Raw genomic sequence first — 1,323 nt, 5'->3', positions numbered from 1 at the left:
CATAACCTGGGAAATATTCAGGCAAAAAAGGTCTAGAGACCAGCGCTTTGAGGTACCTAGGTTGTTTATCGACATCAGGAACGTTGTAATTCCAATCTGGCTCTACGATATAGTCAACGTACTGACCTATCCATTGCAACTGCTCTGGCGTACACCCTACATCAAAAAATCCAATATCTACAGAGTTGCCCTGTGGCTTTTCTCGAATAGAGAGAATAGTTCCCTGAACCAATTCAAAAAACTTGCTATCGGCACCTGTAACGATGATAGTTGAGTTCATGACTTCTATCTCTCCTCTCTAAGACCTTACTTCTTGTCGAAAAGATGAAATCTGTTTATGTAGCAAAGAGCTCCCTTTTGACCGGCTATGATCTCCCCCTGCCAGAGGAGATGAGAGGGATCCAACATCTGGTCAATCTGCTTGCGGTCTTGCTCAGAAGTAAACTCCACGTAAATCACCTTGATGTCTTTGAGCTGCTCTTGCAAGCTGGTCAACACCTCCACCTCCTCTCCACCTGTAGCCACCCTGAGCACATCGATGGGCTCCAAACCCAACTCCTTGAGGGCTGCCCTGGCTTCCCGGAAAGGGAGCAGCTGCTCCACTCCCCACTCGGCCTGAGGATCTTCCGGCCAGAGCCGACAAGTTCTGCAGCTATTCTGCCCCGCTAGCCCCACCGGATGCACAAAGCAGTTGCCCAAGCTGAGAATATTCTGCCGCAGCAGGTGTAGAGCTAGGGGATCCACCTCAAAACAATGAATGGCCGCCTCAGGGCAGAAACCCCGAAAACAAACGCTACCAAGGCCTACCCCAGCTCCGATGTCGATAACCGTCTGCACCTGACTAGACAGAAACACAGGAAAGTTAAGATACGTCCTCTCGTAAAAAACGGTGTCTGGGTAGAGCTTTACCGAAAACCTGAGTTTGCCAAAGTCAAAGCCAGTCAACACTGCTTCCATTAACTTACTGGCATTGGCCAAAAGAAGTTGGTGGTCCTCTGCCAAGACAAAAGCAAAGTTAGCCCTCACAGGCCGCCCCAGCCGCTGCAAGTCCTCAGCTGTGCACACCACAGCATCAAAACTAGGCCAACTGGCTGGCTCCCCTCTCACCTCGTGAATTCGCTCGGGCACTCCCTTCTGCTGCAGCAGGGCACAGGGATCCCCAAACCCCTCTTCCACATACAGCTCCAGCCGCGGCAGGTCCAGCAAGTCTGCTGCTATCACTTCCGGACAGCCGCAACTATAGCCAATAAGGATTTGAGGGGTGGCTGGAGAGCATGACTCTAGTCAATAATAAGCTCAACTATACTGAAAATAATGTATAAT

1 protein-coding gene and 1 pseudogene are annotated in these 1,323 nt (G+C 50.4%); both read right to left on the bottom strand.

Annotated features, from left to right (window positions below; translation table 11 throughout):
• A pseudogene (locus NW838_RS01780) lies at positions 1–280 on the bottom strand (macrocin O-methyltransferase); the annotation flags it as partial.
• A gap of 26 nt (positions 281–306) precedes the next feature.
• Positions 307–1,206, bottom strand: coding sequence for a hypothetical protein (locus NW838_RS01775; RefSeq protein ID WP_414427385.1), 900 nt, complete (start codon positions 1,204–1,206; stop codon positions 307–309).
• Between the last annotated feature and the right edge of the window lie 117 nt (positions 1,207–1,323).

The sequence above is a fragment of the Synechococcus sp. R55.2 genome (assembly GCF_047462075.1).
Taxonomy (GTDB): domain Bacteria; phylum Cyanobacteriota; class Cyanobacteriia; order Thermostichales; family Thermostichaceae; genus Thermostichus.
The sequence above is the reverse complement of the archived record's forward strand: the minus strand, read 5'-3'. Positions and strand labels throughout refer to the sequence as shown.